The sequence below is a fragment of the Pantoea sp. NPDC088449 genome, assembly GCF_044753225.1.
GTDB classification, from domain to species: domain Bacteria; phylum Pseudomonadota; class Gammaproteobacteria; order Enterobacterales; family Enterobacteriaceae; genus Pantoea; species Pantoea floridensis.
On the sequence record NZ_JBIVMT010000002.1, the window covers coordinates 584,432 to 610,384 of the forward strand.

22 protein-coding genes are annotated in these 25,953 nt (G+C 55.0%); 17 read left to right on the forward strand and 5 right to left on the reverse strand.

The features are described from left to right. Nucleotides 1-7: 7 nt before the first annotated feature. Complete coding sequence (locus ACIP6T_RS13950) at nt 8-1,492, reverse strand: PLP-dependent aminotransferase family protein (RefSeq protein ID WP_400457821.1); 1,485 nt, start codon at nt 1,490-1,492, stop codon at nt 8-10. Between the two features lie 110 nt (nt 1,493-1,602). Here ACIP6T_RS13950 and gabT point away from each other — a divergent pair, with 110 nt between their 5' ends. Together gabT and gabP are read left to right on the forward strand one after the other, a co-directional pair. Beyond that, a complete protein-coding gene (gabT, locus tag ACIP6T_RS13955; protein ID WP_400457823.1) occupies nt 1,603-2,865 on the forward strand; it encodes a 4-aminobutyrate--2-oxoglutarate transaminase in 1,263 nt (420 codons plus the stop codon). A gap of 102 nt (nt 2,866-2,967) precedes the next feature. Beyond that, a complete protein-coding gene (gabP, locus tag ACIP6T_RS13960; protein ID WP_400457825.1) occupies nt 2,968-4,362 on the forward strand; it encodes a GABA permease in 1,395 nt (464 codons plus the stop codon). A 32-nt stretch (nt 4,363-4,394) separates the two neighbouring features. On the opposite strand, the gene ACIP6T_RS13965 is transcribed toward gabP, so the two are convergent. Continuing rightward, entirely contained in the window at nt 4,395-4,721 is a 327-nt protein-coding gene (locus ACIP6T_RS13965) for a hypothetical protein (RefSeq protein WP_097097832.1), read from the reverse strand. Nucleotides 4,722-5,054: 333 nt separating this feature from the next. On the opposite strand from ACIP6T_RS13965, the gene ACIP6T_RS13970 reads away from it, so the two are divergent. Continuing rightward, nucleotides 5,055-6,245, forward strand: a complete 1,191-nt coding sequence (locus ACIP6T_RS13970; protein WP_400457827.1) for a glycoside hydrolase family 10 protein — start codon at nt 5,055-5,057, stop codon at nt 6,243-6,245. A 109-nt stretch (nt 6,246-6,354) separates the two neighbouring features. Here ACIP6T_RS13970 and ACIP6T_RS13975 read toward each other — a convergent pair whose 3' ends face one another. Then, the gene (locus ACIP6T_RS13975; protein ID WP_400457830.1) at nt 6,355-7,275 is read right to left on the reverse strand and encodes a LysR family transcriptional regulator; all 921 of its coding nucleotides are present in this window, start codon (nt 7,273-7,275) and stop codon (nt 6,355-6,357) included. 145 nt (nt 7,276-7,420) lie between these two features. Here ACIP6T_RS13975 and ACIP6T_RS13980 point away from each other — a divergent pair, with 145 nt between their 5' ends. From ACIP6T_RS13980 to ACIP6T_RS14020, 9 genes are all read left to right on the forward strand, one after another. Continuing rightward, the gene (locus ACIP6T_RS13980; protein WP_400457832.1) at nt 7,421-8,374 is read left to right on the forward strand and encodes a PDR/VanB family oxidoreductase; all 954 of its coding nucleotides are present in this window, start codon (nt 7,421-7,423) and stop codon (nt 8,372-8,374) included. Then, the gene (locus ACIP6T_RS13985) at nt 8,371-9,570 is read left to right on the forward strand and encodes an amidohydrolase family protein (RefSeq protein ID WP_400457834.1); all 1,200 of its coding nucleotides are present in this window, start codon (nt 8,371-8,373) and stop codon (nt 9,568-9,570) included. The genes ACIP6T_RS13980 and ACIP6T_RS13985 overlap by 4 nt, the downstream gene beginning before the upstream one ends. Next, complete coding sequence (locus ACIP6T_RS13990; RefSeq protein WP_097097827.1) at nt 9,560-10,015, forward strand: RidA family protein; 456 nt, start codon at nt 9,560-9,562, stop codon at nt 10,013-10,015. Before ACIP6T_RS13985 ends, ACIP6T_RS13990 begins: the two co-directional genes overlap by 11 nt. 14 nt (nt 10,016-10,029) lie before the next feature. Further along, nucleotides 10,030-10,908 (forward strand): creatininase family protein, encoded by an 879-nt coding sequence (locus ACIP6T_RS13995; protein ID WP_345830004.1) that lies wholly within the window; start codon nt 10,030-10,032, stop codon nt 10,906-10,908. A 9-nt stretch (nt 10,909-10,917) separates the two neighbouring features. Further along, nucleotides 10,918-11,889: an ABC transporter substrate-binding protein gene (locus ACIP6T_RS14000; RefSeq protein WP_400457836.1), complete on the forward strand. Its 972-nt coding sequence runs from the start codon at nt 10,918-10,920 to the stop codon at nt 11,887-11,889. After that, the gene (locus ACIP6T_RS14005; RefSeq protein WP_097097824.1) at nt 11,886-12,719 is read left to right on the forward strand and encodes an ABC transporter ATP-binding protein; all 834 of its coding nucleotides are present in this window, start codon (nt 11,886-11,888) and stop codon (nt 12,717-12,719) included. Before ACIP6T_RS14000 ends, ACIP6T_RS14005 begins: the two co-directional genes overlap by 4 nt. Continuing rightward, nucleotides 12,716-13,516 carry an ABC transporter permease gene (locus ACIP6T_RS14010; protein ID WP_400457838.1) on the forward strand — a complete coding sequence of 267 codons (801 nt, stop codon included), beginning with the start codon at nt 12,716-12,718 and terminating at the stop codon, nt 13,514-13,516. Before ACIP6T_RS14005 ends, ACIP6T_RS14010 begins: the two co-directional genes overlap by 4 nt. A gap of 89 nt (nt 13,517-13,605) precedes the next feature. Next, complete coding sequence (locus tag ACIP6T_RS14015; protein ID WP_400457840.1) at nt 13,606-14,994, forward strand: FAD-binding oxidoreductase; 1,389 nt, start codon at nt 13,606-13,608, stop codon at nt 14,992-14,994. Nucleotides 14,995-15,022: 28 nt separating this feature from the next. Next, a complete protein-coding gene (locus tag ACIP6T_RS14020) occupies nt 15,023-16,294 on the forward strand; it encodes a TonB-dependent receptor (protein ID WP_176519229.1) in 1,272 nt (423 codons plus the stop codon). A gap of 42 nt (nt 16,295-16,336) precedes the next feature. Here ACIP6T_RS14020 and ACIP6T_RS14025 read toward each other — a convergent pair whose 3' ends face one another. Continuing rightward, a complete protein-coding gene (locus ACIP6T_RS14025) occupies nt 16,337-18,190 on the reverse strand; it encodes a hypothetical protein (protein WP_097097820.1) in 1,854 nt (617 codons plus the stop codon). Nucleotides 18,191-18,532: 342 nt separating this feature from the next. Then, nucleotides 18,533-20,512: an autotransporter outer membrane beta-barrel domain-containing protein gene (locus tag ACIP6T_RS14030; protein WP_400457842.1), complete on the reverse strand. Its 1,980-nt coding sequence runs from the start codon at nt 20,510-20,512 to the stop codon at nt 18,533-18,535. Between the two features lie 416 nt (nt 20,513-20,928). Here ACIP6T_RS14030 and ACIP6T_RS14035 point away from each other — a divergent pair, with 416 nt between their 5' ends. The 5 genes from ACIP6T_RS14035 to ACIP6T_RS14055 all read left to right on the forward strand — a co-directional run bounded on the left by ACIP6T_RS14035 (nt 20,929) and on the right by ACIP6T_RS14055 (nt 25,919). Beyond that, nucleotides 20,929-22,215 (forward strand): PAS domain S-box protein, encoded by a 1,287-nt coding sequence (locus ACIP6T_RS14035; RefSeq protein WP_400457844.1) that lies wholly within the window; start codon nt 20,929-20,931, stop codon nt 22,213-22,215. Between the two features lie 298 nt (nt 22,216-22,513). Then, nucleotides 22,514-23,425, forward strand: a complete 912-nt coding sequence (locus tag ACIP6T_RS14040) for a metal ABC transporter substrate-binding protein (protein ID WP_400457846.1) — start codon at nt 22,514-22,516, stop codon at nt 23,423-23,425. An 11-nt stretch (nt 23,426-23,436) separates the two neighbouring features. Then, the gene (locus tag ACIP6T_RS14045) at nt 23,437-24,243 is read left to right on the forward strand and encodes a manganese/iron ABC transporter ATP-binding protein (protein ID WP_400457957.1); all 807 of its coding nucleotides are present in this window, start codon (nt 23,437-23,439) and stop codon (nt 24,241-24,243) included. Further along, nucleotides 24,227-25,090, forward strand: coding sequence for an iron/manganese ABC transporter permease subunit SitC (gene sitC, locus ACIP6T_RS14050; protein ID WP_097097817.1), 864 nt, complete (start codon nt 24,227-24,229; stop codon nt 25,088-25,090). Before ACIP6T_RS14045 ends, sitC begins: the two co-directional genes overlap by 17 nt. Next, on the forward strand, nt 25,080-25,919 hold the full coding sequence (locus ACIP6T_RS14055) for a metal ABC transporter permease (RefSeq protein ID WP_320204519.1): 840 nt from the start codon (nt 25,080-25,082) through the stop codon (nt 25,917-25,919). Before sitC ends, ACIP6T_RS14055 begins: the two co-directional genes overlap by 11 nt. The last annotated feature ends 34 nt before the right edge of the window (nt 25,920-25,953 follow it).

The following is a 25,953-nucleotide window of genomic DNA, read 5'->3' on the forward strand; positions in this document are numbered from 1 at the left end:
CACTCCATCAAATAATTCCCATCTCCGCCAGGCACCCTTTCAACGTACCAAATGCATCCTGGCACTGCCGCTCATCGACACAGGCAAAACCCAGCAGTAGGCCGCGTCGCTCCTGCGGATGCATGTAATATTGCGACAGCGGACGTACCTTTACGCCGCGCCGCAGTGCCAGCGCGGCGACGGCGACATCGTCGCATCCCATCGGTAAGTTCATCACCAGATGTAAACCTGCTTCGTGATTCACCAGCGGTAAAAAGGCCGCGCCGAGATAGCGTTCAATCAGGCTGACCATAAAGCGTCGGCGCTGGCTGTAAAGCTTACGCATACGGCGGATGTGCGCCATGTAATGGCCTTTCTGAATAAATTCTGCCAGCGCGCGCTGTACCAGCAGATGACCGCCACGATAGAGCTCTGCCGCCGCTACCCGCAGCGGCTGCGCTAACGCTTTCGGCACCACCAGATAGCCGAGCCGCAGCGCGGGATAGAGCGTTTTGCTAAAGGTGCCCATATAAATCACGGGTGCATCTGGCTCGAACCCCTGCAGCGACGGAAATGGCTGGCCCGAAAAACGGAACTCACTGTCGTAATCATCCTCCACCAGCCAGGTCTTATGCTTACGCGCCAGGTCCAGCAGTTGCTTACGGCGCTCAAGGCTCAGATGCACGCCAAGCGGGTATTGATGTGACGGTGTCACAAAAATCATCTTTGGGGCACGGCTGCGCGCCGGTAAATCGGGGATTAGTCCCTGCTCGTCCACGGCAACGGCATGTATTTTCAGCCCATTGATGCGCAGCAAATTGCGCGTGCCCCAGTAACCCGGCTCTTCGATCCAAACCTGATCGCCAGGATCGCACAGTACGCGTGAGACCAAATCCACCGCCTGATGAATACCTTCGGTAATGATGATTTGATCGGCCTTGGCATGCACCGATCGCGCAACGCTGAGGTATTCCGCCAATGCCTCACGCAGATGCATGCAGCCGCCCTGGCTGCTGTAAATGAGCCGTTCGACATCCGGCTCGCGGTTTAACCGCGCCTGGATCTGGCTGAATAATTTATGCGGGAACTGCGTAACATCCGGCGCTCCGGGCACGAACGCGCCCCACTGATAAGGTGAGGCATTGGCGTGACCCAGCAGCGAAGCCCCGCGTTTTGAGAGCGCCGCCGGTTTTGCCGTCATTGAGTCGATTACGGCAGCGTTGCGCGGCGTATGCAGCGATCCTTCCGGCAAGTTTTCCGCAATCCAGGTGCCGCTGCCCGTGCGCGCCGTGACATAACCTTGCGCCATCAGATTTTCATAGACGTTAAGCACGGTATTACGCGACACCGACAGCTCGCGCGCTAAATCCCGCGTGGCGGGCAAACGCGTAGCCCGCGGGAAAATGCCCTCGGCGATAGCCAGTTGCATACAGCTCAGCAAACGCTGCTGCAGCGTCCCCTCCTGCATAAACTGCATGCGCTCCAATACATGATCTGCGTACAAACTCCGCAATTGGCTCCCTCCTTTTCTGTAAAAGTGGCTCTGGCATGATACCTCAGCGCAGGGATAAATAAGCGTGTTTGTTGATGATTTGTAAAGACGCATATCGCTAAGGAAATGTTATGGAAGGTAAAAACAGCCGGTTGCAGCAACGCAAAGATGATGCCCTGCCACGCGGCACCGGCAATCTTTGTCAGTGGTATGTTGAGCACGCAGAAAACGCCACGCTGCGCGACAGTGAGGGCAATAGCTGGATCGATTTCGCCGGCGGCATTGCGGTATTGAATACCGGTCATCGCCATCCACGCATCGTGCAGGCGATTGCCGATCAGTTAGAGAAATTTACCCATACCGCGTTTCAGGTCACGCCCTATGAGAGTTATGTCGCGTTGGCCGAACGCCTAAACCGCGTGGTGCCAATTGCTGGCAAAGCGAAAACCGCCTTTTTCTCGACTGGCGCAGAAGCGGTCGAAAACGCGGTGAAAGTGGCGCGAGCGGCCACGCGTCGTCACGGCATCATCACCTTTGGTAACGCCTTCCATGGTCGCACCTTTATGACCATGGCAATGACCGGCAAAGTGGCGCCATACAAACGCGACTTTGGCCCAATGCCGGCTTCGGTATGGCACGCACGCTATCCCAACAGCGTAACCGGCATCAGCGTGGAGGATGCGTTAGCTAGCCTGCAGGACATTTTTACTCAGGACATCGCGCCGCAGGATGTTGCCGCCATCGTGCTGGAGCCCATTCAGGGTGAAGGCGGATTCCACGTCGCGCCGCCGGCGTTCTTCAACCGCTTGCGCACATTGGCGGATGAACACGGCATCCTGCTGATTGCGGATGAAGTGCAAAGCGGCTTTGCTCGCACTGGCAAGCTGTTTGCCATGGATCACTACGCCGTAAAACCGGATCTCATCACCATGGCGAAAAGCCTCGCGGGCGGGATGCCGCTTTCGGCAGTCAGCGGCCGTGCCGAGATTATGGATGCGCCGGGACCGGGTGGCTTAGGCGGCACCTACGCCGGTAATCCGCTGGCGATTGCTGCAGCCCACGCGGTACTTGACGTGATTGCCGACGAGAAACTGTGCGAACGTTCAGAACAACTCGGCGCCCAGTTGATTGATTTCTTGCACGGCGCGCGCAGCAGCTGTTCTTCCATCGTTGATATCCGTGGCCTGGGCTCTATGGTGGCAGTGGAATTTGCCTCAGCACAAACGGCACAGACCCTTCAGCAACAGGCGATGGCACAAGGCCTGCTGCTGCTGACATGTGGTCCACAGGGCAATGTCATTCGTTTCCTCTATCCGCTCACCATCCCTGATGCGCAGTTCAGCCAGGCGCTGGACATCCTCGGCAGCGTGCTGAGTCAACATTACGATTCTTAGGCTTTCGCCGCTCTTCCCAGCTCGCACTGCGGGCTGGGCTTCTCACCTGTTGTAACCCGGCAGTGCTGCGTGCTGCCTGAGAGACGCTTTGGAGAAATATAGATGAGTTCACAGAATGCCGATGTACTGGCTCAAGGCCTGAAACCGCGTCACGTCCGCATGTTGTCAATTGGTGGCGTCATCGGTGCCGGACTGTTTGTCGGTTCAGGTCATGCCATTGCCGAAGCCGGTCCTGCGGTGCTGCTGGCCTATATAGCGGCGGGCGCGCTGGTGGTGCTGATTATGCGTATGCTGGCGGAAATGGCCGTGGCGTCCCCTGATTCGGGCTCCTTCTCAACCTATGCCGACAAGTCACTCGGTCGCTGGGCCGGGTTCACTATCGGCTGGCTTTACTGGTGGTTTTGGGTGCTGGTGATTCCGCTGGAAGCCAACGCGGCGGGCACCATTCTGCATTCGTGGTTTCCACAGGTTGCGGTATGGGAATACACACTGGCGATCACCTCGTTCCTGACCATCAGCAACCTGTTTAGCGTGAAAAACTATGGTGAATTCGAATTCTGGTTTGCTCTGCTGAAAGTGGTGGCGATTGTCGCGTTCTTGTGCGCAGGAAGCCTGGCGGTATTTGGTTTGATGCCCGGTAGCAGCACGCAAGGCATCTCACATCTGTACGATACGCAAGGCTTTATGCCCAAAGGTATTAGCGCGGTACTGGCAGCCATTCTCACTACCATGTTCTCGTTTATGGGGACAGAAATCGTCACTATTGCCGCTGCGGAGTCACGCGAACCGAAGAAGCAGATCACCCAAGCCACCAATTCAGTGATCTGGCGTATCGCGTTGTTCTATTTACTGTCGATTTTTATTGTTGTCGCGCTGGTGCCGTGGAATACGCCGTCACTCATGAAAGCCGGTTCTTACCAGACGGCAATGCAGATGATGAACGTGCCGTACGCCAAACAGATCGTGGATGTGGTGGTATTGATCGCGGTGTGTAGCTGTCTTAACTCGGCGCTGTATACCGCATCGCGCATGATCTACTCGCTGTCACGCCGTCAGGATGCACCGGCCATGGTGTCACACACCACCCGCAGCGGTACGCCATGGGTTGCCGTGCTGTTCTCTACGGCAGCCGCCTTCCTCGCCGTCATCGCCAATTATCTGGCACCAAGCGCGGTGTTTGAATTTTTGCTGGCCAGCTCGGGGGCCATTGCGCTGCTGGTGTATCTGGTGATCGCCGCTTCACATCTGGTACTGCGTAAAAAGCGCGAAGCGCGCGGCGAAACGCTCAGCTATCGCATGTGGCTGTTCCCAGGTTTGACGTGGGCGACCATGGTGTTCATCGTCGGCGTGTTGGTTGCCATGCTGTTTAATCAACAGCATCGCCCAGAGATAATCGCCACTGGCCTGTTAACGCTGGCAGTGGTCGCCGCCAGCCGCATAGTGCAACGCAAACGTGTGGCGCGTAAAAGCGAAAAAATGGTCGCATTACGTTCCTAACGGGTTGATTCCGGGCAAGGATGCCGCGGAACTTAATCGTACTGCACGTCGATACTGATCGCCTCTTCCGGCACGTTAAGGTTTACCACGCACTTTCTCCATACCGGCAAACCATTGGTCATCTTGTTATCGACGAAGTACTGCTGAAATTCCTTCAGCGCCTCGGAGAGATCGCCAATCGCGCGCGCATCCGGTTCAAACCAATCCGGCTCACCGTTTTCATCGAGGTAATCGAACTGGAATTGCCCGCCATCATCGTCCGCAAATAATTCGGCCTGGACGATCAATTCCCGCGCACCTTCGGGGCCACAGCTAAAGATGATCTGGCCGATACGGCGATAAAGGTCTTCGTATTGCATAGGTTTTGGGTTCCTCAATAAGTATGCTTGGCGGTCGCAATCAATGACGATGCTATGTAAATGCAGCGTTCGAATGTAGGGTCGCCATTCATGGCGACCAGTATTTGTGATGGTGCGATTATATTGACTTTAGTTCGCATGATAAGAGAATGAGGCTCTTCGAACAGAAAGTTGTAAGAAAGGGAGTTTATCATAGCCTGTTCACATCGTTTTCTTCGCGTCAGGAAATCCACCGCGCTAGCGGCCATTACCGTTGCCCTGCTCCTCGCCAGCTGCTCATCGCCGCCGCCGAAATCACTGGTCACCCCTTTGCCGTCGGTGCCCAAACCCCCGATGCCGAGCCAACCATTGCAGCATAACGAGCCGGTGCGCGGCGTGTGGCTGACGACGGTTTCACGCCTCGACTGGCCGCCGATGAATTCAGTTAATGCCAGTCCAGCCATCCGCATCAGCCAGCAGCAGCAAGCGCTAACCAGCAAACTGGATAAGCTGAAAAGCCTCGGCATCAATACCGTTTTCTTTCAGGTGAAACCGGATGGTACCGCGCTGTGGCGATCGCGCATTCTACCGTGGTCAGATATGCTGACCGGCAAAATTGGCGAAGATCCCGGCTACGATCCGCTGAAATTCATGCTGGATGAGGCGCATAAACGAGGCATGAAGGTGCACGCGTGGTTCAATCCCTATCGCGTCTCGACCAACGTCAAACCCTCTACTGTTAACGCACTGAATAATACCTTAGCGCTGCAGCCCGCCAGCGTATTTGTGCTGCATCGTGATTGGATCCGCACCGCCAGCGACCGCTTTGTGCTCGATCCCGGCATTCCTGAAGCCCGCGACTGGATCACCAGCATCGTTGCGGAAGTGGTATCGCACTACGCTATCGATGGCGTGCAGTTCGATGACTATTTCTATACCGAAACGCCGGGTTCCACCCTCAACGATAACGCCACCTTCCGTCAATATGGTCAGGGGTTTGCCTCAAAGGCCGACTGGCGCCGCAATAATACGTTACTGCTGATTGAGCAGGTATCGCGCACCATTAAGCAGCTCAAGCCGAATGTTGAATTTGGCGTCAGCCCGGCGGGCGTGTGGCGCAATGTGTCACATGATGCCGCCGGTTCCGACACGCGTGGTGCTGCAGCGTATGACGAAGCCTATGCCGACACGCGCCGCTGGGTACAAATGGGCCTGCTTGATTACATTGCACCGCAGCTTTACTGGCCGTTTGCGCGCCAGGCTGCCCGCTATGACGTATTGGCACACTGGTGGGCGGACGTGGTGAAACCGACGCACACGCGCCTATATATTGGCGTGGCGCTGTATAAAATCGGCGAGGCCTCGAAAAGCGAGCCAGACTGGACGGTAAATGGCGGTGTGCCTGAGCTGAAAAAACAGCTCGATCTCAATGAGTCGGTGCAGCAAATTAACGGTACGATTTTGTTCCGCGAGAATTACCTTAATCAACCGCAAACCCAGGATGCGGTGAATTATTTGCGCACCCGCTGGGGCCGGTCGCCATAAATGGCTCCCCACCATGTAGGGTGCGCATTGATGCGCACCTGGATGCAAACCGCATAGGATTCAATGACGCATTGATGCGTACCTGGCCACAAACCGCGCGATATGCGGGTTAAACCAGCAACTCCTCACTCTGCATCAACGCAAAAAATGACTCCAGTTCGCGCAGCATCATCGAAGCGGCAATCGAAAGTTGCCGCTGTGGCGCCACGCACAGCGACAGCGTAAATGGCTTCAGCACGCTATCAATCAGCGGAATAAACTTCAGTTCACCGCGTCGATATTCATCCACGATATCCAGCCAGCACATCAGGCTAATTCCCACGTCATCGCGTACCAGCGAACGCAGCATATGAATGTTGTTGGTGCGCGCCACTTCCTGAATTTTAATCCCTGAACTGTTTATCAGCGCCTCCAGCGGATCGGCCAGCATCAGCGGGGCTGCGGGTACGATAAACGGCCAGGATTCGCAGTGGCTAAAGCGGATCGACTCCCGATTCGCCAGCGGATGCTGGCTACTCACCACAATCCCCAGGCGTAAATCCGCAAAGGATTTCACCAGCAGCTCGCGCGAGCTTTGTGGATTGAGCATGATGCCGAAATCCGCATCGCCAGAGGTTAACGCATTGGCGATATGGATATTGCTCATGGTGGTCAACGTAAACGAGATGCCGGGATATTCTCCTCGGATCCGTTGCAAGATCGAGGAAAAGAAGCCGCGGTTGATGGCGTCAATCGTGGCGATATGCACATGCCCATGGCGTAGTCCGCGCAGATCGTCCAGCTGAGTGCAGACGCGACCAAACTCACGCTGCCAGTTTTTCGCGGCATTCAGCAAAATTTCGCCCGCTGCGGTCATACGTAATCCTGATGGATGACGTTCAAACAGCGGCATATCCAGCTGTTCTTCCACGCGGAGTATCTGTCGATCAATTGACGAAGCGGAGACGTGCAATACCTCAGAAGCCTTGCGCAGTGAACCCTGGCGGGCTACTTCCGTGAAATAGAGCAGAAATCGGGAGAAGGCGAACATAGCGGGTGCTCTCTTTTTTGCAACGCATCATGCGAATTAAACAGATGGACGCTTACACATGGCAAAATAATAATCGCTGCCATGATAAAAACAAGGGTTTGCGCGGCTTTGCGGCTGATGACATCCCTGTTCAGGCAGACAAACTATGAAGCAGACAGATTCCCTGGCTGTCACCGTCATCGCAAAGCAGTCCAACGGTGCAGGCAATGTATTACTCACATTGGCGAGTGAAGACGGCCAGCCGCTGCCGCCTTTCGCGCCCGGCGCACATATTGATGTGGAGATTCCCGGCTGCGGTAAACGCCAGTATTCGCTCTGCTCCACGGCAGCCAATCATTACCAAATCTGCGTGCGATTGGATGCGCGCTCAACCGGCGGATCGCGCTGGCTGCATCAGCAGCTGGCAGCGGGCGATGGCTTGCAGATCTCTTCTCCGCGCAACCATTTTCCGCTGCCGCAGGCGCCGCGCACGCTGCTGTTTGCGGCCGGTATAGGTTTAACGCCGCTGCTGGTTATGGCCGAAGCATTAGCCGCGCGCCAGGCGGATTTCACGTTGCATCTCTATCTGAAACGCGCCGATGAACTGGCCTTTTGTGAACGTCTGGCAACGTTGGGTCCGCACGCGGTCATTCACTACAGCAGCGAAAGCGACAGCCTGCGTCAGCGCATCCCGGACGATCTCAAACAGCCGCATAACAGCGCATTGATCTACTGCGGTCCCGCAGGTTTTATGGATCATCTACAGCAGCTGGCGCAGCAACAGGGCTGGAAACTCGACCAGCTGCACAGCGAGCGCTTCAGGCCCAGCGACGCACCGCGGCTTGTTGCTGATAGCGCTTTTGAAATCGAAATTGCCTCTTCCGGTGCGCGCTTCGCCGTTAGCGCCGATCAAAGCATCGCCGAGGTGCTCGAGGACGCGGGCATTGCGATCGAACTCTCCTGCGAACAAGGCATGTGCGGCGCCTGCATCACCGGCGTATTAGCGGGCGAACCCGATCACCGCGATGATGTGCTGAGCCAGCACGAACGTGCCGCCAATGATTGCATCGTGCTGTGCTGTTCACGCGCCCATTCTCCTCTGCTGGTGCTAGATTTATGAGCCGCTTTTTAGGTGCAACAGGCGCACGTTTGCCGCGCTGGTTATTGCCGGAAAACTGGCCGTTAGTAAACAACCAACCGCAGCTGGCGACCTTGCATTTCCACGCCTCAGGCCTGCAATTTGAACCGACCAACGCATCACAACCTGCGGGTTATCTGGCGCTCCACGGTGCGCTGGTGTTACCGGCCTTTGTCGAGCCGCATGCGCATCTGGATAAAACCTTCACCATCGAACGGAGCCCGGCGCAACAGCCAGGGCTGCTGGCGGCGATTGCGGCGATGCATCAGGATCGCGTGCACTGGAACGTCGAAGATTTGCAGCAGCGCGCCACGCAGGCGCTGCTCTGGGCGGCAGAAGCCGGCGTCGGTTTGCTGCGCACGCACATTGACTGGTTCTCGGTTGATGCACCATTAGCGTGGCAAGTGATGGGCGATCTGCACCATCCGCTGTGCAGCATCGAACGCGTAGCATTGGCTCCGTTGCCCTTCTTCACCGATGCCAGCGATGCGCAGCACATTGCCGCACAGGTGGCGACCAGCGGTCCAGGCGCGCTGTTGGGCGGCTTTATTCACAGCAGCAACTGGGATGCGCAGGCGTTTCAGCATCTGCTGGATGCTGCAGAGCGGTGGCAGCTGGATGTCGATCTGCATATTGATGAAGAACTTAACCCGCAAGCGCAGGGATTACGCTGGCTGGCGCACTATTTGCAGCAGCATCCGTTTAGCGGGCAGATCACCTGTAGCCACAGCTGTGCGCTTTCACAGCAGGATGACGCAGAGCAGATTCTTGCGGTGCTGGCACAACACAAGGTCAGGCTGATTGCGCTGCCGCTCACCAACCTGCTGTTACAGGACGCGGTGCCAGGCCGCACGCCACGTCAGCGCGGTTTGACGTTGGTGAAAGAGGCACAGGCGTTAGGCATTCCGCTGCTGCTCGGTGCCGACAACGTACAAGATGCGTTCTGCCCGTTCGGTAGTTATGACCCGCTCGATACGCTGTTTAGCGGCTTGCTCAGCCTGCAACTGGGCGCGGCGTTTGATGAAGCTTCGGCGCTGATTTGCCAGCGCCGCGCGCTACAGGGCAACGACGTGGTGATATTTCCTGATGCCGATGTGGCGAGCTGGCCGTTACGTCAACGCCAGCGCTATCGGCTAAAAAACGGTGTGCGTTATGGAGAAACAACAAATGGCGCTTGATGAAGGAGCGGGAAAACCGCTGGCGAAATATGCTGCGTGGCGACGCGCGGGCGACTTTATTTTCCTCTCCGGCATTATTCCGGTGAATCCGCAAACTGCCACTATCGTGCGCGGTTACGACGACATTCCGCAAGCAGCGCAGCGCCTGCTGGGCCGTACGGGTGAATTCTCTACCGACATCAAAGAGGGGCCGATTCTGGCGCAGAGCTGGTACGTGCTGGAAAGCATTCGCGCCACCATCGAAAGCGCGGGCGGTCAGATGAGCGATGTCTTCAAGCTGGTGCAATATTTCCGCAATCTCGATCACTTCCCCCACTACAGCCGGGTACGGAAGCAATTTTTCCCCGATGCGCCGCCGGTTTCTACTGTGGTGCAGGTGAGTGAAATGCTGCCGAGTGCGGACGTTTTAATCGAAGTTGAAGCCACGGCGTGGTTGCCGCAATAACACGAGGAGTTCAAATGTTGCATGGTTATATTCCGGCAAACCGCTTTTTGCCGTATCTGAGCTGGACTGACATCGCCACGCTGGACGATAAAGCCAATACCGTTATCGTGTTGCCGACCGGCGCGATTGAGCAGCATGGTCCGCATCTGCCGTGCGCGGTGGATAGCGTGATCTCATCGGGGGTGGTCGGTCATGCATTGGCGCGTTTACCCGCTGACATTCCGGCTTACGCCATCCCGCCGATTACCTACGGCAAATCAGATGAGCATCTGCATTTTCCCGGTACGCTGACGCTGACCGGCGAAACCCTGCTGCACACCATTCTGGAGATTGGCGAATCGCTTTATCGCGCCGGTTTCCGCAAATTTCTGATGGTCAATGGTCACGGTGGCCAGCCGCAGCCGCTACAGATGGCGGCACGCGAGCTGCGCCTGCGCCACGGCGACATGATCATCATCATGCAAGACACTTTCAAAGTGCCGAACTGCGCTGAAAGCTTTATGGACGACAAAGAGCGGCAAATGGCGATGCACGCCGGTCACGCTGAAACCGCGCTGATGCTGGCGCTGGCACCGGATACCGTGCAGATGGATAAAGCGGTAGCCAACTATCCGCCGGCATTCCCCTGTCCGACGCTTTCAACCAACAAACCAATGGCGGCCTGGGCTTCCTATGATTTCGGCCCGAGCGGCGTGATTGGCGATCCCTTGCCCTCCACGCCTGAGCAGGGTGCGGCGATCCTCGAGTCGCTGGCGGAAAGCTGGGCGCAGGTCATTACCGAAGTGCATCAGATGACGTGGGTGACACGCGCCGAACCGGCGTGGGGCACCGGCCAGTGGCAAGGCAAAGTATTAGATCACAACGACGCAGCCGCCTTTTTACAACCGCGCTAGGGACTATTGATGAAAAAAACATTGAGCATTGTTGCCGCACTTGCGCTGGCCCTCTCGGCCCCGGGCATGGCGGCTGAAAAATTCACCTTTATGACCAACTGGTACGCGCAGGCCGAACACGGCGGCTTCTATCAGGCGCAGGCGCAGAATCTGTATCGTGATGCGGGTCTCGACGTCACCATCAAAATGGGCGGCCCGCAGGTGCACACCATGCAGTTGATGGCCGCAGGCCAGGCGGACTGCATCATCAGCGATAACATGCAGGCGCTGGAAATCTGGCAGCAAGGCGTGGAAGCGATGCCGGTGGCGACCACCTTCCAACACTCGGCGATTGCCTTTCTTACCCATCCGGATGTGAAAAACCAAGCCGATTTGCAGGGTAAAACCTTCCTGCTGGCCGCCGAAGCCTACACCTCGTACTGGCCCTGGGCGCAGAGCGCGCTGAAGCTGAAAAATGCTCGCGTACGGCCTTACACCTTCAGCATTCAGCCATTCCTTGCCGATAAAACGCTGGTGCAGCAAGGCTATATCACCTCGGAACCTTATGCGGTGCAGAAAGCTAACGCGCAGGCCAATGTGTATCCCATCAGCGATTGGGGTTATCCGCCGTACGGCAACAGCATCGTGTGCATGAAATCAACCATTGAGAAACGTCCGGCCGCGGTCGCGGCATTTGTCAAAGCATCAATGCAGGGCTGGAAAAACTATCTGCACGATCCCAGTGCCGGCAACGTGCTGATCAAAAAAGAGAACCCACAGATGAGCGATGAGCAGATTGCGTTCGGCATCGCGCAGATGAAGAAATACCAGATGCTGACCGGCGGCGATGCGCAAACCGGCGGCATCGGCATCATGACCGAAGCGCGTCTCAAACAAACCTGGCAACTGCTGGTCGATACCAAGCTGATCGATCCCGCCAAAGTGCCGTTTGACGGCAGCTACACGCTGAAATTCATCCAAGACGTTAAGGTACTGCCATGAATAGCGCCAGTCATCTAACGCTGCTCAACCAGGATGCGCAGGCGGTGCCGCGTTCGGCGGCGGCACCGGCGATTGAGGTGCTGTCGGCAGAGAAAATCTATCCCAACGGCACGCGCGCGCTGCTGCCGGTTGATCTCACCATTCGTCAGGGCGAATTTGTTTCGCTGCTGGGTCCGTCTGGCTGCGGCAAAAGCACCCTATTGAAGATGATCGCCGGGTTGATTGAACCGACGGATGGCAAGCTGATGCTGTTTCGCCGCGATCGACGTGAGAACCAGCGCGATCTACCACTGTCGTTCGTGTTTCAGGAAGCCACGCTGATGCCGTGGAGCAACGTGCACAAAAATGTGCGTCTGCCGCTCGATTTGGCCGGCGTACCACGTGCTGAAGCAGATACCCGCGTACGCGAGATTCTCGAACTGGTCGGTCTCGGCCAGTTTGGTCACGTGCTGCCGCGCGAGCTTTCGGGCGGTATGCAGATGCGCGTATCCATTGCGCGGGGGCTGGTAACGCGGCCTAAAGTGTTGTTGATGGATGAGCCATTTGGCGCGCTGGACGAGATCACGCGCAACAAGCTGGATAGCGATCTGCTCGATTTGTGGCAGGAGCAGAAGCTGACGGTGGTATTTGTCACGCACTCGATTCAGGAAGCCGTTTTCCTGTCGCAGCGGGTGATCATGATGGCGGCGCGTCCCGGGCGCGTGGTGGATGATATCCGCATTGACGCCACCTCGCCGCGTGATGATGAATTCCGCGTCAGCCAGACCTTCACTCACTATGCCCAACTGCTGCAGCGCGGTCTGTTGGCAGCCAGCCAGGAGAGTCAATGATGAAACCGTTAGCGGCCCATCGTCAATTTCAGCAGTGGCTGTTCCCGGCCATCGTCGCCATCGCCATGCTGCTGCTGTGGCAGTTTCTGGTCACCACCTTTAAGGTGCCGGCATTTCTGGTGCCGTCACCGCTGGTGGTGGCGCAAAGCCTGGTGCAAAACTTTTCCACGCTGTTTATGTCGCTACTTTACACCCTGAAAATCACCGTGATCTCTTTTGCCCTGGCGATTGTGATCGGCTCGATTGTGGCGTTTTTGCTGGTGCAGAACCGCTTTATTGAAACCGCGCTGTTCCCTTACATCGTGTTTTTACAGGTGACGCCAATTGTCGCCATCGCCCCGCTGATCATCATTTGGGTGAAGGACACCACGCTGTCGCTGGTGGTGTGCGCCACGCTGATGGCGGTGTTCCCGATCATTTCCAACACCACCCAAGGTTTACGTAGCGTATCGCCAGGATTGCTGAGCTATTTCCGTCTCAATCACGCCTCGCGGATGCAGATTCTGCTGCGTTTACGCATTCCTTCGGCGCTGCCGTACTTCTTCGGCGCGCTGCGCATCTCCAGCGGCTTGTCGCTGATTGGTGCGGTGGTAGCCGAGTTCGTTGCCGGCACCGGCGGCACCGATACCGGCCTGGCATACCAGATTCTCCAGGCCGGTTATCAGCTGAATATCCCGCTGATGTTTGCCGCGCTGTTGCTGATTTCACTGGCCGGCTTCCTGCTGTTCGCCCTGATGTCGTGGCTGACGCGCCGCGTGCTGGCGGCTTGGCATGAGAGTGAACTGAGCCCCAGTTAACATCGTAGGGTCGCCATTTATGGCGACCTTCTTACCAGGTCGCCATAAATGGCGACCCTACGGAAAACCTTTTTACACAGGAATAAAACATGTCTGATTCCGATCGCCAGTCTGCACTGGCGGCGCTGGTCGCGGCGTTGCCTGAACTTGACTGGATCAAAGAAGCGCCGAAGGTCAAGCGCCTGTCGCGTGATTTCCACTGGTTCAGCCCGGTGCTGAAACCCCAGCTGGAAGAGAAATTTGCTGAACTGGCGGTGCGCCCACGTGATGAACGCGAACTCACGCATATCGTCGCAGCCTGCGCCAAAGGGCGTGTTCCGCTCAATCTGCGCGGCGGCGGCACCGGCAATTATGGTCAACTCATCCCGCTGAACGGCGGCGTCATGGTCGATATGACACGCCTCAACGCCGTTACCGCTATGGGGCACGGCACGGTGCGCGCGCAGGCGGGGATCCGTCTTGGCGAGCTTGAGGCACACACACGTCCGCTCGGCTGGGAACTGCGCTGCATGCCCTCCACGTGGAAACTGGCCACGCTTGGCGGCCTGTTCGGCGGTGGCTTTGGCGGCGTAGGCTCAATCAATTACGGTCCGCTGGCCGCGCCGGGCAACGTGTTGTCAGTGCGGATGATGACCATGGAAGAGACGCCGCGCATTATTACGTTACAGGCGCCAGACGCGCTGCTGCTGCATCACGCCTACGGCAGCAACGGCATCGTGCTTGAGATCGAACTGGCGCTGGCGCCCTGCCATGACTGGATAGAACGCCTCGATACCTTTGCCGATTTCCCAACAGCGATGGCATTTGCCGATGCATTAGCACGCTCGCCCGGCATGGTAAAACGCCAGATTGCCGTATTTGCCGCTCCGGTGCTGGATTACTTCACCGATCTGGCCGCTGCTGATGTAGCGGGTAAGCATGGCGTGATTTCAGTGGTCGGCAGCGAAAGCGATGCACTGCTATCTTCGCAGGTAGCCCAACACGCTGGCCGCAATGCACTCCATTTCGCTGAAGGGGAAAACAGCGGCCATTCGCTGATCGAATATTGCTGGAACCACACCACGCTGCAGGCGCTGAAAATTGATAAAACGCTCACTTACCTGCAAACCGCCTATGAGGCGGAGAACTATCAGCAGCAAGCTGTAGCGCTGGAAGCGCAACTCTCCGATGAAGTGATGTCGCATATTGAATTCCTGCGCGACATGAACGGCAGTATCACCTGTAGCGGTTTGCCGCTGGTGCGCTATAGCGACGAAGATCGTCTTAACGCCATCATGGATATTTACCGCGCTAACGGCGTGAAAATAAACAATCCGCACGTTATTCATATTGAAGATGGCAAGCAAGGCACGGTGCGCGCCGATGTAGTGGCAATGAAACGGGCATGCGATCCGCATAATTTATTAAATCCCGGCAAATTACGCGGCTGGGAAGTCCGTGAAACTTTACCGGATGTCTCTATTCCGGGTGTGAATTAATCATTTTATTTTAATTAGGGATGTGCAAATGAAAACACTGAAAAGTGTCGGACTGGCTGCGCTGTTTTTCCCTCTGGCTCCGGTAGCAATGGCGGCCTCGCAGAGCAATATCAGCGATTGTCAGTACGACGCCAGCGGCGTAGAGAGTTTCACCGATATTTTCACCTGCGGTACGGTTAGTGGCAGTCTGCGTACGCTTTATTACTCCACGCACAATGCGTATTTTTCTAAAGGCTTTAATCAAGACACCACCAGCTACGGTGGTAGCCTGAAATATGAAACCGCCCCGGTATATGGTTTTCGCGCGGGCGTCAGTGCAATATTTTTACGCGGTATCGATCATCCCGATGAAGCACATACCATTAGCGATATTGGCACTAACCAAACCAATGTCGGCGAAGCCTATTTAAGCTGGCAACAGGATGACTTTAAAATTACCGCAGGCGATCAGCGTATCAATATTCCGTTCGTGGGCGACTACGACTGGCGTATTACCCCTATTTTGTTTCGTGGTGTAGATGCCAATTACGGTGACAGCACCAATTATCTGCATGCCACTAAAGTCTGGCGCTATAAGCCGTGGGGTGACGATCAGTTCCTGAACACCACCGCCTATACGGATATTGATGAACGCACCAATGGTATGTGGGCCATTGGCGGTGGACGAGGATCGCAGTGGGACGATAAAAATCTAACCGGTCAGTTATGGTATGAAGAGTACGCCGACTATTCACGCCTGGTGTATGGCGAAAGCCACATCCAGTGGCAGCAGACGTTATTCCAGCCGGATGTCGGACTACAATTCATGCGCGGCACCAGCGACGGAAAAGCGTTAGCAGGTGAAGTGAACAGCACGTCCTACGGTGCTCAGCTGGCGCTCGCTTTCACGCCTGCGCTGAGCTGGAAGTTGGGTTACGATCACATTGCTGCCAGCGCTAACAGTTGGGGCAACGGATCGCTGGTGGTGCCATATGCGCACAATAGCGCTTCGGGTCCATACTTCGCACAACCGTTCTTCACCAGTACTCAGGATTTGGGGAGCGGAAATGCCTATTCCACCAATCTCAATTATGTACTGAATGAAAACCTGTCGCTTGGTACGCAGTATTCGTTTATGGATCTCAAACCGTCAGCCTCTTCAGACAGTATTAATCAGTCTGAATATCTGGTTTATTTTACCTGGGCCTTCAGCGGCGTGCTCAAAGGATTGAGTCTCACCGATTTTGCCGGTGTACAAACCTCGCCGCTGTATGATGCGAAATTCTGGCAGAACCGTTTAAGTTTGCAGTACGATTTCTAACGAATAATCACGCCAGCAACGTGATGTTGCTGGCTTTATTTATTAATAAGGATCGGTGGCACTCAGCAACTCTATACTGCGTTCAGTACCGTTCACTCGGACCTTGAGAAAACGACGCGTGCGCCATTTGCCGTCCGCATCTTGTACGGCTTTTTCGAAGGTTGGGCCATGCAGCAGAAGTTCTTTATTATCGTTGTAACCAAAACCCACATTTTTATTTCCAATCCAGTGCTGCTCAAATGCCACCACCTTCTCGGCATCCAGGGTTTTACTCTCTTCCGCACTGCAGGCGGTATAACTTTTGCGGAAGATAAAGCACAAACCAGCCTGATAACGATCTTTACCGTTAGTTTCCACCAGCGCAATTGAGAAACCGGTATAAGCCGCAATTTTAACGTACAGCTTAGTCCGCGTTCCCGGCCCGGAAATATGCACTTTCACCACCGGACTGGAACCTTCGCTGTGCCAACTGCCAATGGAATCGGCATTATCACGCGCCTGCAAATAAATATTGGCGGAGCCTTCTGGGGTTCGGTTACTAAAATCGGTTTGCGTTTCACTTTGCGAAAGATATTGCGCCGTACCGACAATGCGCACGTGGATCTGCGTTGATGAACCGGAGAAGTTGAATTCACCGACATAGAACCATTGATCGGCATCTTTACGGTTATCCATGTGGTGCTGTGAGGTAATCACATCGTAATTAAGCGATCCCTGAATCACCGCGCCCCAGTCGGAAATTTCCAGCACGCCGCGATCGCCCTCTGAAATTAACGTCCAGGGTTCAATTCCCTCGGTGCTGTAATCAAAACCAGCACTTTGATTATGAATACTTTTTTGAATGATCGTGGCGCGACAATAGCCCAGCTTCAGTGGATACTGCGTAGATTCAATCGCCAGACCTTCTATCACCCATTGCCCATTGGTGAGATCCCCCGCGTATTCTGCGTGCTCAATCCAGCCGTTACGAATAAAGGATTGCGTACAGCGCGGCAGATCCAGCGTGGGTTTAATTGTGCTGCCCTGCAAATTGAAATTTGACAGCTCAATGGCCGTTGAGTGATCCCATGCGCCCCGCTCTTGATCGGACCAGCGTGCGTAGACAATGCTGTCCTGACAGCCGCGTGAATAGAACTGATCGATTTTACAATCTAACGTGTCGATTAAATCCAGGGCGCGTCCACCAAGATAGCGAAACTCCATGCTGCTCACGCGCAGAAATTGGCCGCCAGTAATGATATTCGCAAAGAATCCCACTTTATTGAATGCGGACCCGCCATCTTCACCGCTGTTCGAACTCATCCCTTTGACGACGAATCCAGAGATTTCAACGTAACGCGCGTTAACTTTAAAGAAATGCAGTCCGCGCGGTTGAGTATTCCAGTTAAACAACAGTGTCGTCGTTGGGAAATAGCCAAAATTAACCGACGCGCCGGTGACCTTGAAGCGATTAATTTCAGTGTCTGAGATATCAAACGTCGACATGCTAAACACGCCAGCCGTAAAGCGAATACCCGCCGAAGGCAGCACGCGCTGTGACCAGGCGAACATCCGCTTTACCGCATCAATACAGTCGGTTTTGCCATCGGCTACGGCGCCAAAATCCAGCACGGTTACCGCGTTATAATCAAAAAGTACCCGTTTCCAGCGCTTATTGCCTGGCGTGACGAAAATCAAACCTCCATCGTCAATACTTTTGGTGTCGGTAGCATCGTAAATAAATACACCGCCGCCATTTTTGGTGCCGCGGGTATATTCAAGCACTGACGCAATTTCGCCAGGCGCTGAAGGTTCGGTGGCTTTTAATTCTGCAATGTCGCGTAGCTGTATAACGCTTGCGGCACCGGTGAGGGCATTTTGTGGAGTGATATTGGTATTGCTTGACGTATTCGCCATAGTCTACCCCTGAAATAATAAGAGAAGTGACTGCACCATGGAGTATAAGTAATTGAAATTTAATATGTTACTGAGTGCCATGCTAATTAAAGTCTTTTAAAATATGCCCATTAATCTCTTGAGAGCAACGCTATGATTTTTGATAAAAAGCGCAGCGGCTCACTCGCTGCTTTACAGATTAATCGCAGGCGCCATGTTGTTATCATCGGTACGATAAACGCGGGCGAACATCACATTTAAAGCCTCATACCTTAATGACATGACTGTTTATTTCAGCAATCAATTAAAAAGCCTGTTGAACCGATGCAGGGTGGCCAGCGCTCCTCGCTGCTGGCCACATGATTAAAACGTGGCGTTTACGCCGACATTCCACGTCACCTGATGGTAGTCACTGTTACCGCCCACCGTAGAAACCCCCGCAAACGCATTGACAGTTTGCCCAAGCGGCACGTTGGCACCAACGGACATATCCAGCCAATTTTTATCGCCCGCCTCAATGCTGCGCGCGAAGGATGTGCTGGTTGACTTCAATCCGGCCCGTACCGTGGAATCAGTATCGCCAAATTGGTGGTTATAACTGACCTGCGCCCAGGGATTAATCAGCCACTGTTTGCTATCAATTCGCCATCCCACTGCGCCAATCTGAGAATGAGTGGTTTGATCGGAGTAACGCATTGAGGTACTGCTGTCACCGTTTTCGCTGTAGCCGCCAACCCGGCCATAATCCAGCGCGTAACTCGCTACGGGCCCGGTATTTAGGTGTTCGCCCAAAGGTAACGACCAGCCGGTTTGTACTCGCATACCCAGTAATTTACCGCTGCTGTTGCCCTGTTCGGTGCGCGTAGCCGGGCCGATATGAATGTCACGCTCTATGCTGTCGAAATCGAGATCGGCATAGTGCAAATCAGCGTTGATCCAGCCCTGATCGAACAGCGTAAGCTGGCTGTAAATGGCCACTAGATTACCGCGCAGCTTGTAATCAAAGTTTGATGAGGGTTCCTGACGCTGGTTTGCGTTGGAGAACAGCACGCCGGTTTGCCAGTTATCGGTAAGCTGATAGCCGATACCCAGCGTCAGATTGGTGGTGTTAGCATCGCCGTTGTTCCAGCTGTCACCCTGATAATCTCTGTGCTGCCCGGCATAACCGCCGAATACCGTGAATTGCCCGGCGCTGGCCGGTTGCTGGCGCTGCTGCTGCAAATGCCCATCCAGCGTATTGTGCATGTCACGCGCCATCATCAGGGGGGACTGCGACAGCGCTGCCACTTGCGCGGGTGCATCAAGAACTGATTGGATGTAATCCGCGATCATCGCATGCACGGCCGGGCTGGGATGCAGATGATCGGCAAATAGATACGCTTGTGCGCTGGAGAAACCGGGTGCGGCCGAGGAACATTCTGCCGCCGATGTGCCTAACGGACACGCCATGCCGATGGTATTGGATAAGCCATATTGCGTGGGATTAGCAATCACTTCATTGAACAAACCGGCGATATCAACACGCACAATGTTGCCATTCAGCTGCGCTAACCCCGCTTCTTCTTGCTGATTGTAGCCATCTGACAGTGCGGTAACCTGCTCACTCAGCGCCTGCCAGGCCGCATAAAGCTGTTTAGCCAGCGCATCACGCACCACCGGGATGGTTGAAATCTGCCCTGCCGCCTGGGTAAAAGCATCCTGCACCGCCTGCTGACGCGCCGCCGTATTGGGTGTTGCCACGTCATCCAGCGACTGAAATGCCGCCGCCAGTGCGGGCGTCGCGGCTGACCCCAGGACACTCAGCACCGCTTCCACCATATAGGGCGTCGATCCCAGCTGCGGCACGTTGGGGACAATCACCGCGCCCGCACCGGCATCAAGCAGCGTTTTTACCTGTGCCACCGCCGCCGTGGCGCTGGTGCTGATGGTTTCACGCGCGGTCAGCGGATTAGTGACGGCCGCAGCAATATCATTAGCGCCAACCCAATGAATATAGAGGCCGTTACCGTCAGCGTGCCCGCCGGTGGATTGCAGATAGCTCGCCAGCTGATCTTGCGTGTTCAAATCAGGGTTGATGGCGGGAATCGTTACGCCATTACCCTGGGCATAATTGCTGCCACCGCGTGAAGAAGCCTGCAGATTTTGCCCGAGATGGGCCGCGAGAATCTCATCGTACAGCGGATGTTGCGCGCCATCATAGGTAAAGCGGCCCACGTTGCCGCCATCGCTTAAGCTATCGCCAAATACCGTCAAACTATCCCATGCCAATGCGGAAGCAGGCGTCAGCAAGCTGCTGAGCGTCGCGATGGCGACGGCGGAAAGTGCCCATTTGTGGTTTTTCATCATCAACTCCAAAAAGGTAACGCCCACGCGTCATGCCGCAGCAACGTGGGCTAGCAAAGTCGCATCCAGGATGCGCAAAGTGATAACAAGGACGTTAAACATCTAGTCAGGAAGCGGATTTATTACCAGTTCGATACCGCAAAAATGCGGGCGGCATTTCTGGCGCTGTTATGACATGCATTCAAATTAAACCTTTAGTTCTTCGCGCCGATAACCAAAGGTGAACCGCCAATCGGTTCGTTTAAAACATCAGGTAGGTTACTTAATGACCCCATGCGGCGCTGATGCGCAGAGAGACACCTTTTGAAGTGTCCGGCGAAGGGGAATCTTGCGGAGCAGTCGAAGTTACGCATCGTAGTCGTGACCCAACTGAAGCTGCACGCATTTCGTTCAACAGCAATCGCCTGAGGCTTCCCATGTTTGGTGTGAAAAAGTCGAGTCTTACATTGCCGTTTTCAAAGAGCGGCGATGTGCTTAAAGATATCAATGCGATCAAACAGCATGTTGCATGGATTGAGTTTTCGCCCAATGGCGAAATCCTTACCGCCAACCCACTCTTCCTTGAAACCACCGGCTACCAGCTGGATGAAATTCAGGGTAAGCATCACCGCATCTTCTGTAGCGCACATTACAGCCAATCATCCCGCTATCTCTCGTTCTGGCAAACGCTGGCGGCCGGAGAATCGGTAACGGGAATTTTCGAGCGTTTTAACAAGCAGCGTCAGCGTTTCTATCTCAGCGCCACCTATTTTCCGGTTAGCGATGAGAAGGGCCATGTGTACAAAGTCATCAAGGTGGCGTCTGACATTACCGAACGTCACCAGGAGCTGGAGCATAAAGAAGCCGTGATCACGGCGCTCGACCTCTCCATGGCGGTGATTGAATTCTCTCCGGAAGGTCAGATACTGGGTGCCAATAGCAACTTCCTGACGCATATGGGCTATGAGCTGGCGGCAATTGTAGGCCAACATCATCGCCTGTTCTGTTTCGATGATTTCTATCGCGAAAACCCCGACTTCTGGCGCAAAATCGCTAAAGGCCAACACTTTGTAGGCCGCTTCGAGCGCAAAACCGCCAGCGGCGATCGCATCTGGCTCGAAGCCAGCTACAACCCGGTCTATGACGCCGATGGCAAGGTGTACAAGGTGATTAAAATCGCTTCTGACATCACCGCGCGCGTTGAGGCCGCCAAGCGTGTGGCGGACATTGCGCTCACCACCTCTGAAGAGACCTCGCAAATTACCGACAATGCCAATGAGGTGCTGGATGAAACTATCCGCAACTCCGGCCTGGTGGCGGTTCAGGTCAACGCGGCCACCGCGATTGGTGCTGAGCTTAACGCGTCGGCTAAAAGCATCAGCGAAGTGGTTGAGACCATCAACCTGATCGCCTCACAAACCAATATTCTGGCCTTGAATGCGGCGATTGAATCCGCGCGAGCCGGTGAAGCGGGACGAGGATTCAGCGTGGTGGCGGGCGAAGTGCGTCGCCTGGCAGCATCGACCTCCAGCGCCACCAAACAGATCGCCCAAGTGGTGGAACACAACGCCAGTCTGATTGCGCAAATGCAACAGCAGTTGCATGAAGTGAAGCAGTTTGTGGTTACAGAGCAGGATAAAATCAGCGTCCTGTCACGCAGCCTGAGAGAAATAAACAGCGGCGTACATGAGTTTGTGAATGTGATTCATCGGTTGGATGTGTGATGCTGCGCCAGGTACGCAGCTTTGCGTCTTGGTCGCCATGAATGGCGACCCTGCGTGGATATAGCCGGGTTTTTGTAGGGTGCGCATTCATGCGCACCTGCATATAACCGCAATATAGTCGGCATTGACGCATCGATGCGTACCGATTTCACTCGATATTCAGCATTCATCCCCGCAACCACCCACTTCACCTTTCGGTAAATTTTTGTCTTTGTACTGGCATTGTGAACAGAATTGCTTCATATAAATAGCATCTGCTATATTTTATAGCATTGGCTATACTACTGTGGAGACGACGATGTTCACCCAACGCTTTTTGCCCCTTGTTATCACGCTGCTCACGCTTAGTGCGCTGTTGCCTTGTCGCGCCGCGGCAGCAGAGAAACTGAAAGTTGTCACCACGTTTACGGTGATTGCAGATATGGCGAAGAATGTAGCGGGCGATGCGGCGGAGGTGACCTCAATTACCAAAACCGGTGCCGAAATTCATGAATATCAGCCCACGCCCGGTGACATTCGTCGCGCGCAGGGGGCGAATCTGATTCTGGTGAACGGCTTTAATCTTGAAATGTGGTTTAGCCGCTTTTATCAACGCTTAAACGATGTGCCGCAAGTCACCGTAACGGCGGGTATCGAACCCATGGGCATCACCGAAGGTCCCTATAACGGCAAACCCAATCCGCATGCCTGGATGTCGCCGGATAACGCGCTGATTTACGTCGATAACATTCGTAATGCTTTGCAAAAATACGATCCGCACAATGCTGCGATTTATCAGGCCAACGCCGAGCGTTACAAAGCACAGATCCAGCAAACCATCGCACCTATGCGCGCTGCTATCGAAAAGCTGCCGGTGGATAAACGTTGGCTGGTCACCAGCGAAGGCGCGTTCTCCTACCTTGCGCGAGACTTCGGCCTGAAAGAACGCTATTTATGGCCAATCAACGCCGATCAGCAAGGTACGCCGCAGCAGGTGCGCAAAGTGATCGATGCGGTACGCACCCATAACATTCCGGTGATTTTCAGTGAAAGCACCATTTCGGCTAAACCGGCGCAGCAGGTGGCGCGTGAAGCCAAAATCCATTATGGCGGCGTGTTGTATGTGGATTCGCTGAGCAATAGCGCGGGCCCGGTTCCAACGTATCTTGATCTCCTGCGCGTCACCACCGAAACCGTGGTGAAAGGCATCACAGAAGGAAGCCAGAAATGAGCAAGGTCGAGATGAATGCCGCGGCGGGATTAAACGTGGAAAATGTCGGTGTAACCTATCGCAATGGCCACACCGCGCTGCGCAAGGCAAGCTTTAGCGTGCCGGCAAGCAGCATCACCGCACTGATTGGTGTGAATGGTTCCGGTAAATCCACATTGTTTAAAGCCATCATGGGTTTTGTGCCGCTCTCTTCCGGCGCGGTTACGCTGGCAGGTTTACCAGCTAACAAGGCGTTGAAACACAATATCGTCTCTTATGTACCGCAATCGGAGGACGTTGACTGGAGCTTTCCGGTGCTGGTGGAAGATGTGGTGATGATGGGTCGCTACGGCTACATGGGCATGCTGCGGATTCCGCGCCCGGCCGATAAACAGAGCGTAGAGCAGGCGCTGGAGCGCGTGGGGATGAGCGCCTATCGCCACCGTCAGATTGGCGAACTCTCGGGCGGGCAGAAAAAACGCGTATTTCTGGCACGCGCGCTGGCGCAAAGTGGTCAACTCATCCTGCTGGATGAACCCTTCACCGGCGTAGATGTAAAAACGGAAGCGGCCATCATCGCCCTGCTCAGGGAGCTGCGCAATGAAGGGCGCACCATGCTGGTTTCCACCCACGATCTCAATGCCATTCCTGAGTTCTGCGACCGCTGCGTATTCGTCAAAAATACGGTTATCGCCAGCGGCTTACTGGAGGAGACCTTCACCGCCGAAAACCTGGCAAAGGCGTTCGATGGCGTACTGCATCAGCGTAATACGGTATTGCTACAGCGAGTTTTGGCCAGGGATCACGACCGGGGAGCAAGCCATGTCGTGGATTATTGAGCCGTTTGGTTATCAATACATGCTGAATGCAATGTGGATTGCGGCGCTGGTCGGCGCGATTTGCGCCTTTCTGTCCTGCTTCCTGATGCTGAAAGGCTGGTCATTGATTGGTGATGCGCTGTCGCACTCGATTGTGCCCGGCGTGGCCGGTGCCTATATGCTGGGACTGCCCTTTGCGTTAGGCGCCTTTCTCTCCGGGGGCTTGGCGGCAGGCAGCATGCTGTTTCTCAATCAGCGCACGCGGCTGAAAGAAGATGCCATCATCGGCCTGATTTTTTCTTCGTTTTTCGGTATCGGTCTGTTTCTGGTGTCCCTCAATCCCACGGCAGTCAATATTCAGACCATCGTGCTGGGAAATATTCTTGCCGTTGCGCCCGCCGATATCTGGCAGCTCGGTGCGATTGGCGTTATTACGCTCACCATTTTGCTGTTGAAGTGGAAAGATTTGATGGTCACCTTCTTTGATGAAAGCCATGCCCGCTCGCTGGGTCTGAATACGCTGCGGCTGAAAATCTTATTCTTCACCCTCCTCTCCGCCTCGACGGTTGCCGCGCTGCAAACGGTTGGCGCATTCATGGTGATTTGCCTGGTGGTTACGCCGGGCGCAACCGCCTACCTGTTGACGGATCGCTTTCCGCGTCTGTTGCTGATCGCCGTAACCATTGGCAGCGTCACCAGCTTTCTCGGCGCGTGGAGCAGTTATTTTCTCGACGGTGCCACGGGCGGCGTCATTGTGGTGGCCCAGACGCTGGTGTTTTTGGTGGCTTTCGTGTTTGCGCCTAAACATGGGGTGCTCGCCGCGCGCCGTCGTGCCCGTTTGACGAGGGAGAATGGCAATGATGAGTGAACTTTTGCTGAGCCCCTTCCAGTTTGCATTCATGAATATGGCGCTGATCACCACGCTGCTGCTGTCATTGCCCTGCGCGATGCTGTCTGCTTTTTTGGTGCTAAAAGGTTGGTCGCTGTTGGGCGATGCCATGAGTCACGCGGTATTCCCCGGCGTAGTGATCGCCTGGCTGATTGGCCTGCCTTACGCCATCGGTGCGTTCATCGCCGGCATGCTGTGTGCCGTCGCTACCGGCTATATCACCGAAAATAGCCGCATAAAACCTGATACGGTAATGGGCATTGTTTTCTCCGGTATGTTTGGCGCAGGTTTGGTGCTGTACCTGAAACTACAGCCTGAAGTCCATCTCGACCATATTTTGTTCGGGGATATGTTAGGCATCAGTCTCGCTGATATCATCCAGACCGCCGTTATCGCTATCATTGTCAGCGTGTTGATTGGCATTAAGTGGCGTGATTTGCTGCTGCATGCTTTCGATGCCAATCAGGCGCGCGCCTGCGGTATCAATGGCAAAGTGCTGCATTATGGCCTGCTGTGTTTGATCTCGTTAACCATCGTCGCCGCGCTGAAATCCGTGGGCGTGATTTTATCGATTTCCATGTTAATTGCGCCCGGCGCCATTGCTTTGCTGCTGGCGCGTCGTTTCGTGCAGGTGATGCTGCTGGCAGTAGGCATTGCGATGGTGACCGGTTTCAGCGGCGTTTATGCCTCATTCTTCCTCGATAGCGCACCGGGTCCAACCATTGTGGTGATTTACGCGCTGCTGTTCGTACTGGCATTTCTGTTTGCCACGCTAAGAGATCACCGCACCCAGCAGCGACACGTTTAACCGCCGTCCGGGAAATAAACCCGGACGGCCCGTT

Bases quoted from the DNA above. Each gene is read 5' to 3' on its own strand.
- ACIP6T_RS14015 (WP_400457840.1), top strand. From the start codon at position 13,606: ATGTCTGATTCCGATCGCCAGTCTGCACTGGCGGCGCTGGTCGCGGCG.
- sitC (WP_097097817.1), top strand. From the start codon at position 24,227: ATGTCGTGGATTATTGAGCCGTTTGGTTATCAATACATGCTGAATGCA.
- ACIP6T_RS13975 (WP_400457830.1), bottom strand. From the start codon at position 7,275: ATGTTCGCCTTCTCCCGATTTCTGCTCTATTTCACGGAAGTAGCCCGC.
- ACIP6T_RS14045 (WP_400457957.1), top strand. From the start codon at position 23,437: ATGAATGCCGCGGCGGGATTAAACGTGGAAAATGTCGGTGTAACCTAT.
- gabP (WP_400457825.1), top strand. From the start codon at position 2,968: ATGAGTTCACAGAATGCCGATGTACTGGCTCAAGGCCTGAAACCGCGT.
- ACIP6T_RS13965 (WP_097097832.1), bottom strand. From the start codon at position 4,721: ATGCAATACGAAGACCTTTATCGCCGTATCGGCCAGATCATCTTTAGC.
- ACIP6T_RS14005 (WP_097097824.1), top strand. From the start codon at position 11,886: ATGAATAGCGCCAGTCATCTAACGCTGCTCAACCAGGATGCGCAGGCG.
- ACIP6T_RS14030 (WP_400457842.1), bottom strand. From the start codon at position 20,512: ATGAAAAACCACAAATGGGCACTTTCCGCCGTCGCCATCGCGACGCTC.
- ACIP6T_RS14055 (WP_320204519.1), top strand. From the start codon at position 25,080: ATGATGAGTGAACTTTTGCTGAGCCCCTTCCAGTTTGCATTCATGAAT.
- ACIP6T_RS14040 (WP_400457846.1), top strand. From the start codon at position 22,514: ATGTTCACCCAACGCTTTTTGCCCCTTGTTATCACGCTGCTCACGCTT.
- ACIP6T_RS13970 (WP_400457827.1), top strand. From the start codon at position 5,055: ATGCCGAGCCAACCATTGCAGCATAACGAGCCGGTGCGCGGCGTGTGG.
- ACIP6T_RS13985 (WP_400457834.1), top strand. From the start codon at position 8,371: ATGAGCCGCTTTTTAGGTGCAACAGGCGCACGTTTGCCGCGCTGGTTA.
- ACIP6T_RS14035 (WP_400457844.1), top strand. From the start codon at position 20,929: ATGTTTGGTGTGAAAAAGTCGAGTCTTACATTGCCGTTTTCAAAGAGC.
- gabT (WP_400457823.1), top strand. From the start codon at position 1,603: ATGGAAGGTAAAAACAGCCGGTTGCAGCAACGCAAAGATGATGCCCTG.
- ACIP6T_RS14025 (WP_097097820.1), bottom strand. From the start codon at position 18,190: ATGGCGAATACGTCAAGCAATACCAATATCACTCCACAAAATGCCCTC.
- ACIP6T_RS13990 (WP_097097827.1), top strand. From the start codon at position 9,560: ATGGCGCTTGATGAAGGAGCGGGAAAACCGCTGGCGAAATATGCTGCG.
- ACIP6T_RS14000 (WP_400457836.1), top strand. From the start codon at position 10,918: ATGAAAAAAACATTGAGCATTGTTGCCGCACTTGCGCTGGCCCTCTCG.
- ACIP6T_RS14010 (WP_400457838.1), top strand. From the start codon at position 12,716: ATGATGAAACCGTTAGCGGCCCATCGTCAATTTCAGCAGTGGCTGTTC.
- ACIP6T_RS14020 (WP_176519229.1), top strand. From the start codon at position 15,023: ATGAAAACACTGAAAAGTGTCGGACTGGCTGCGCTGTTTTTCCCTCTG.
- ACIP6T_RS13980 (WP_400457832.1), top strand. From the start codon at position 7,421: ATGAAGCAGACAGATTCCCTGGCTGTCACCGTCATCGCAAAGCAGTCC.
- ACIP6T_RS13995 (WP_345830004.1), top strand. From the start codon at position 10,030: ATGTTGCATGGTTATATTCCGGCAAACCGCTTTTTGCCGTATCTGAGC.